The organism is Sphingomonas sp. ATCC 31555 (assembly GCF_000282895.1).
GTDB lineage: Bacteria > Pseudomonadota > Alphaproteobacteria > Sphingomonadales > Sphingomonadaceae > Sphingomonas.
Genome location: NZ_ALBQ01000025.1, coordinates 23,309 through 29,676, shown reverse-complemented (window position 1 = coordinate 29,676; position 6,368 = coordinate 23,309). Strand labels below are relative to the sequence as shown.

General features: G+C 66.8%; 7 protein-coding genes and 1 tRNA gene. 3 read left to right on the top strand and 5 right to left on the bottom strand.

What is annotated here, in order from left to right:
- Window positions 1-41 precede the first annotated feature (41 nt).
- From hslV to B215_RS0112695, 3 genes are all read right to left on the bottom strand, one after another.
- Window positions 42-608, bottom strand: coding sequence for an ATP-dependent protease subunit HslV (gene hslV, locus B215_RS0112705; RefSeq protein ID WP_019370027.1), 567 nt, complete (start codon window positions 606-608; stop codon window positions 42-44).
- A gap of 102 nt (window positions 609-710) precedes the next feature.
- Window positions 711-787, bottom strand: a tRNA-Pro gene (locus tag B215_RS0112700).
- Between the two features lie 58 nt (window positions 788-845).
- Window positions 846-1,736, bottom strand: coding sequence for an ROK family protein (locus B215_RS0112695; RefSeq protein WP_019370026.1), 891 nt, complete (start codon window positions 1,734-1,736; stop codon window positions 846-848).
- Window positions 1,737-2,059: 323 nt separating this feature from the next.
- Between B215_RS0112695 and B215_RS0112685 the strand changes: the two genes are divergently transcribed.
- From B215_RS0112685 to B215_RS0112675, 3 genes are all read left to right on the top strand, one after another.
- Window positions 2,060-3,574, top strand: a complete 1,515-nt coding sequence (locus B215_RS0112685; protein ID WP_019370024.1) for a PAS domain-containing sensor histidine kinase — start codon at window positions 2,060-2,062, stop codon at window positions 3,572-3,574.
- On the top strand, window positions 3,571-4,191 hold the full coding sequence (locus tag B215_RS0112680; RefSeq protein ID WP_019370023.1) for a response regulator transcription factor: 621 nt from the start codon (window positions 3,571-3,573) through the stop codon (window positions 4,189-4,191). The genes B215_RS0112685 and B215_RS0112680 overlap by 4 nt, the downstream gene beginning before the upstream one ends.
- 167 nt (window positions 4,192-4,358) lie before the next feature.
- On the top strand, window positions 4,359-4,799 hold the full coding sequence (locus tag B215_RS0112675; RefSeq protein ID WP_019370022.1) for a response regulator: 441 nt from the start codon (window positions 4,359-4,361) through the stop codon (window positions 4,797-4,799).
- A gap of 152 nt (window positions 4,800-4,951) precedes the next feature.
- Here the strand turns inward: B215_RS0112675 and B215_RS0112670 are convergent, their stop codons facing one another.
- Together B215_RS0112670 and B215_RS0112665 are read right to left on the bottom strand one after the other, a co-directional pair.
- The gene (locus B215_RS0112670; protein ID WP_019370021.1) at window positions 4,952-5,302 is read right to left on the bottom strand and encodes a hypothetical protein; all 351 of its coding nucleotides are present in this window, start codon (window positions 5,300-5,302) and stop codon (window positions 4,952-4,954) included.
- A gap of 135 nt (window positions 5,303-5,437) precedes the next feature.
- Entirely contained in the window at window positions 5,438-6,205 is a 768-nt protein-coding gene (locus B215_RS0112665; RefSeq protein WP_019370020.1) for a Bax inhibitor-1/YccA family protein, read from the bottom strand.
- Between the last annotated feature and the right edge of the window lie 163 nt (window positions 6,206-6,368).

Sequence of the window (6,368 nt, the reverse complement as noted above, 5' to 3'; positions counted from 1 at the left end):
CCCCCCCCCGACCCCTCCCGCATGCGGAAGGGGAGAAGAAGTCAGGCGACGCTTTCCAGCGTCTCCACGGTCAGCCGATCGTTGGTGTAGACGCACAGCTCGCCCGCAATCGCCATCGCCTTGCGCGCGACCACCTCGGCGTCGGGTTCATATTCGATCAGCGCCCGCGCCGCGGAGAGCGCGAAATTGCCGCCTGAGCCGATCGAAGCGACGATGCCATGCTCGTGCGCTTCGGGCTCGAGCACGTCGCCATTGCCGGTGATCACCAGCGTCACGTCCTTGTCGGCGACGAGCAGCATCGCCTCCAGGTTGCGGAGATACTTGTCCGTCCGCCAGTCCTTGGCGAGCTCCACCGCCGCGCGCAGCAGCTGGCCGTGGTGCCGCTCCAGCTTGGCCTCGAGCCGCTCGAACAGGGTGAAGGCGTCGGCGGTGGCGCCGGCAAAGCCCGCGATCACCTTGCCGTCGCCCAAGGGGCGGACCTTGCGGGCATTGGGCTTCATCACGGTGTTGCCGGCCGAAACCTGGCCGTCGCCTGCAATCACCACTTTTCCGGATTTCCGCACGGAGAGGATCGTCGTGCCGTGCCACGCGGTATTCTTGTCGCTCATGGCCCGCATATGGGTGGCGGGTGCGGGCCTGCAAAGGGGGCATTCCCCTAAGGCCGCGTCCGCGCAACGATCCGACAATTTCAGGATTTCTTGGGTGTGGCTTGGTCGGGGCGACAGGATTCGAACCTGCGACCCCCACACCCCCAGTGTGATGCGCTACCAGGCTGCGCTACGCCCCGACCGAGGGTGCGCCCTGTATGCCGCTTGGGCCTCGGACGCAACCCCCAAACACCGGTTTCAGCGATCGAGCGCTTCGAGCCCCATCGCGATCGCGCCGAGCGGCCCGGCCATGTCGCCCAGCCCCGGCGGGCCGACGCGCGTGTCGAGCTCGGCGCAATAGCCGGCCAGCGCGCCATAGCCGTTGATCATGCCGGCCAGCTTTTCGCGCACCGCGCCGAACAACTGCGGCCGCTTGGTCATCACCCCGCCGCCGATCGCGATCCGCTCGGGTGCCAGGCTCACCACCAGATTGTGGAGCAGCGCCGCCAGGTCATGCGCGAAATAGTCCCATTCGGGCGCGTCGTCGGCGACGTCCTGCCCCGGCCGGCCGAAGCGCGCCGCCAGCGCCGGGCCGGAAAGCAGACCCTCGGCGCAATCGCCATGATAGGGGCACCAGCCGGCGAAGCTGTCGCCCGGCGCGCGGGCCGATCGCATGTGTCCTGCCTCGCCATGCGCATAGCCCATGATCGGACGGCCATTGGCCACCAGCCCCACGCCCACGCCGGTGCCGATGGTGATATAGGCGTGCGTGGAGAGCCCTGCCGAGGCACCCCAGCGCGCTTCCGCCAGTGCCGCGCCGTTCACGTCGGTCTGGATCGCCAGCGGCTTGGCATAGCGTGCGGCGAGCCGCTTGGTGAGATCGGTGTCGTTCCAGCCCGGCTTGGTCGTCGCGACGATCGAGCCGAAGTTCGGCCGCGCCGGATTCAGCTCGATCGGGCCGAAGCTGGCAATGCCGATCGCGTCGAACGTCCAGCCATCCAGCACCGCCTCGATCGCGGCCAGCGTTGTCACCGGATCGGTGGTGGGGATGACGTGGCGTTCGCGGACATCTTCAGGTCCGCTGCCCAGCGTGGCGACGCATTTGGTGCCGCCCAGTTCCAGGCCGGCGATCGACAGGTTCGAAGTCATGCCATCGCGCTAGCGTGCCGCGCGCCCTTCGGGAAGCCCCCCGATGCCGGTGCGCGCAAAGGTTTTCACGCGGTCACTGGTCGGTGCGGTGCAGATATTCGCTGAGGCTGACAAAGGCGAGTGCGAGCGCGAACACCCCCATCGCCGCGAATACCATGAAGAGATAGTTGCTACCGATGACGTCGAGCATATCCGCCTCCATCTGCAAGAGGGAGAGCGTGGCGCCGTTGTCGAACAATTACGTTGATCTTTGTCAAACCTGGCTTGCGACATCCGCAGCAAGCGCCCATCATGGCGCCATTATCGTGTAATCGTCGGAGTTTATGACCCAACGCCCCAGTCATGATCCTGCGGCAACGGCGCTGTTACTGGAAGCCTCGAGCGATCGCGGCGTCTTCCTGCTCGATCCGGATGGCCGGATCGCCAGCTGGAGCCGCGGTGCCGAGCTGCAGGACGGCTGGACGCCCGCCGATCTGCTCGGTGCTTCGCTGGGCCTGCATTATCCCGCCGCCGATGTCGAAGCCGGGCGCCCGGCGCGCGATCTGGCCCGCGTCCGCGTCGAAGGCCGATTGATCGAGGAAGGCTGGCGGGTGCGGCGCGACGGCAGCGAATATCTCGCCGAAGTCCAGCTGACCGCGCTGGTCGATTCGGACGGCAGCTTGCGCGGCTATGCGGAGGTGTTTCGCGACATCACCGACAGCAAGGCCTCCGAAACCGCGCTGGCGGGCAGCGCACTGCACCTGCGCTCGATTCTCGCCACCGTGCCCTCGGCGATGGTGGTGATCGACGATCAGGGCCGGGTCCTGTCGTTCAGCGCCGCGGCGGAGCGGCTGTTCGGCTGGCGCGAGGAAGATGTGGTCGGCCGCAACGTGCGGATGCTGATGCCCTCACCGGATGCGCAGCTGCACGACAGCTATCTCGCCCGCTACATGACGACCGGCGAGCGCCGGGTGATCGGCATCGGGCGCATCGTTGTCGGCCAGCGGCGCGACGGCACCGATTTTCCGATGGAGCTGCAGGTCGGCGAAGCGAGCAGCGACGGGCACCGCATCTTCACCGGCTTCATCCGCGATCTGACCGACGAGCAGCGCGCCGAGCTGCGACTGAAGGAACTGCAGTCCGAGCTGATCCACGTCTCGCGCCTCTCGGCGATGGGCACCATGGCCTCCACGCTGGCGCACGAGCTCAACCAGCCGCTCACCGCCATCGCCAATTATCTGAGCGCCGGCCGCAACCTGATGGAGCAGGACAGCGAGGATCCCGAGGATCAGGAAATGATTCGCGAGGCGATGGAGGAATCGGTGAAGGAGGCGTTGCGCGCCGGCGACATCGTCCGCCGCCTGCGCGCCTTCGTCTCGCGCGGCGAGGCGGATATGGGTCTGGCCGATCTGCCCCGGCTGATCGACGAGGCAAGCCGCCTGGCGCTCAGCGGATCGCGCGAACTGGGCGTGCGCGCCTTCTACGCGCTCGATCCACACGCCACCGCGGTGCTGTGCGATCGCGTGCAGATCCAGCAGGTGCTGGTCAACCTGATCCGCAACGCGGTGGAGGCGATGGCCGCCAGCACGGTGCGGGAAGTGACGATCGGGTCCGAAACGGCGCCGCGCAACCTGGTGCGCATCTGGGTGGCGGATACCGGGCCCGGCATCGCGCCGGAACTCGCGCCGCGGCTGTTCCAGGCGTTCAGCAGCACCAAGGAACAGGGCATGGGCCTGGGCCTGTCGATCTGCCGCACGATCGTGGAGGCGCATGGCGGCCGGATCTGGGCAGAGCCCCGCCCGGAGGGCGGCACGATCTTCAACTTCACGCTGCTGTCGGCGCACGAGGAACAGGCATGACGGAACAGAAGTACATCCATCTGGTCGATGACGAGGAGTCGGTCCGCCGCTCGACCAGCTTCATGCTGCGCACCTCCGGCTTCGCCGTCGACACCTATCCTTCCGGCGTCGCCTTTCTGGAGCGGGTGGCGGACGCAAAGCCGGGCTGCATCCTGCTCGACGTGCGGATGCCCGAAATGGACGGCATCGAAGTGCAGGCCGAACTTGCCAGCCGCGGCGTCAAGCTGCCGGTGATCGTGCTGACCGGGCATGGCGATGTCGGCACGGCGGTGGCGGCGATGAAGGGCGGCGCGGTCGACTTTCTCGAAAAGCCGTTCGAACGCGAAGCGCTGATCGAGGCGCTGGATCGCGGCTTCGAACAACTCGGTCGCGGCGATGAAGCGCTGGCATCGCAGCACGAAGCCGCCCGGCGGATCGGTCAGCTTTCCCCGCGCGAACAGGATGTGCTGCGCGGGCTGGTGCGCGGCCATCCGAACAAGACGATCGCCTATGATCTCGGCATCTCGCCGCGCACGGTGGAGGTCCACCGCGCCAATGCGATGAGCAAGCTGGGCGCGCGCAGCCTGTCGGAAGCACTGCGCCTCGCCTTCGCCGCCAAGCTCGACCAGTCGCTCTGAGGCACGCCGCGCCGCCGGCACTGCGGCGGGGCCGGCGTGCTGGACATCGCCCATCACCTTCCGGCGCTTCGCGACTGCCTTCCCCTCCCTATGAGCGGAGAGGGAGCATGGGCGCCCCCCTCACCTGAGGTGGAGCTGCGGGCATCCACCCTCGCGTCCTAGGAACATTGCGTAACGACAGCCCTGCGTCGGCGTGGCACGCGCGGTCGATCATGGTCCGCCCGCTGCCTTCCGAACGCCCCAGCGTATTGCTCGTCGAAGACGATGATGGCGTGCGTCGCGCGACACAATTGCTGCTGCACGGGCACGGCTATAGCGTCCGCGCCCATCGCACGGCGGCATCCGCGCTGGCCGATCCGAGCGGCGCGGAGACGGGATATCTGCTCGCCGATTATCGGCTGCCCGATGGCGACGGCATCGGCCTCCTCCAGGCGATGCGCGCAACCGGATGGGAGGGCCATGCCGTGCTGATGACCGGCCATCCGCATACCGGGCTGGAGGACGCCGCGCGGCAGGGCGGCTACGCCATCTTCCTCGAAAAGCCGTTGCGCAGCCTTGATCTGCTCGGTGCGCTGACCGGCTCCGATCGCGACGCGCCGCCGGCCTGAACCGCTACGGCATCTCCGGCCACCAACACGGAAATCGCCGCCGCGATGTGCACCGCGACGGCGATTCCAGGTTCGGCGGCGATCACCGCGGCATCGATATGAGCTTCACGCGCGCCCCAGGTCGGGGGGCGGGCCAGGGCGCGCGTGGCTGCTCAGTCGAGACCCAGCTTCGACAATGCCTTGTCGATCACGCCCTTGCCGACCGTCTTGTCCTCTGCGCGGTTCCGTTCGGCTTCGGCATTATAGCCCGAGCTTTCCGGTACCTGATTGTTGTGGATCGGCTGCGTCGAAGCGGGCGGATCCGATGCGTCCATCGATTCGTCGAGCGCGCGATCGAGCCGGGCGTCGCGGCTCTGCGGATCGCGGGCGAGGCGTTCTGCGATCGAAAGATCGGTGCCCGCATCGGCCGAATGAACGGCGCCCTTGCCGTCTTCGTCCGCCTGCGGATCGGGGGCAACCGACATCCGGTCCATCGCAGGGTCCAGCGGGTTGTTGGTCATCATGCACTCTCCTGAGCGTTGGCTGTCTAGAACGGCCGGTGCCGGAGTCCCGTTCCCATTCCCGTACGCGCTGCCCGAAAAGAAAGGGCCCGGCGGATCGCTCCGCCGGGCCCTTGCTGCATTTCCCTGGCGCGAGGGTCAGTCGCGCGAGCTGCCGAACAGGCGAAGCAGGAACAGGAACATGTTGATGAAGTCGAGATAGAGCTTCAGCGCTCCCATGATCGCGACCTTGCCCTGCTCCGGCGTGCCGGCGACATAGGTGTAGATGCTCTTGATCTTCTGCGTGTCATAGGCGGTCAGGCCGGCGAAGATCAGCACGCCCACGGCGCTGATCACCAGGCTCATCGTGCCCGACTCCAGGAAGAAGTTGACGATCGACGCGACGATCAGACCGACCAGGCCGATGATCAGGAACGTGCCGAAGCCCGACAGATCCTTCTTGGTCGTGTAGCCATAGACGCTCAGCGCCGCGAAGCCGGCCGCGGTGCCGAAGAACACCTGCGCGATCGACATGTCGGTATAGGTGGTGAAGATCGTCGAGAGCGACGCACCCAGCAGGCCGGCATAGGCGAAGAACAGCGCCTTCAGCGTGCCTTCGGACATGCGGCTCTGGCCGAAGCTCATCGCGAACACGATCGCCAGCGGCGACAGCATCGCCACCCAGCCGAGCATCGTCGGCTGCAGCGACAGACCGCGGCTGGTTTCCACTACCTGGAACAGCAGCGCCTGCAGCGAAGCGACCTTGCCGAACGCAAGGGCCACGATGCCGGTCAGCAGCACGCCGGACAGCATGTAGTTGTAGACCGACAGCATGTACGACCGGAGCCCCGCGTCATGCGCCGCGGCGCGTGCACCAGCCGTCGCGAAGGGCGACTCGCTCGTGCGGGGATCAGACCAGTTAGCCATTCGAAAAAACTCCTTTGCCCGGCATAACGCCGGATGGCTGGAATATCGTCCTGCTATGCGCGTATTTCAAGCAAAACCGGGTGTAGCAACCTTTCGACACAGGGCGCAGACTCGATATTTGCGGCGTCGGACGGCGCGCCACCGCCTTCAACTGGGACCATTG

Bases quoted from the DNA above. Each gene is read 5' to 3' on its own strand.
- hslV (WP_019370027.1), bottom strand. From the start codon at position 608: ATGAGCGACAAGAATACCGCGTGGCACGGCACGACGATCCTCTCCGTG.
- B215_RS0112695 (WP_019370026.1), bottom strand. From the start codon at position 1,736: ATGACTTCGAACCTGTCGATCGCCGGCCTGGAACTGGGCGGCACCAAA.
- B215_RS0112685 (WP_019370024.1), top strand. From the start codon at position 2,060: ATGACCCAACGCCCCAGTCATGATCCTGCGGCAACGGCGCTGTTACTG.
- B215_RS0112680 (WP_019370023.1), top strand. From the start codon at position 3,571: ATGACGGAACAGAAGTACATCCATCTGGTCGATGACGAGGAGTCGGTC.
- B215_RS0112670 (WP_019370021.1), bottom strand. From the start codon at position 5,302: ATGATGACCAACAACCCGCTGGACCCTGCGATGGACCGGATGTCGGTT.
- B215_RS0112665 (WP_019370020.1), bottom strand. From the start codon at position 6,205: ATGGCTAACTGGTCTGATCCCCGCACGAGCGAGTCGCCCTTCGCGACG.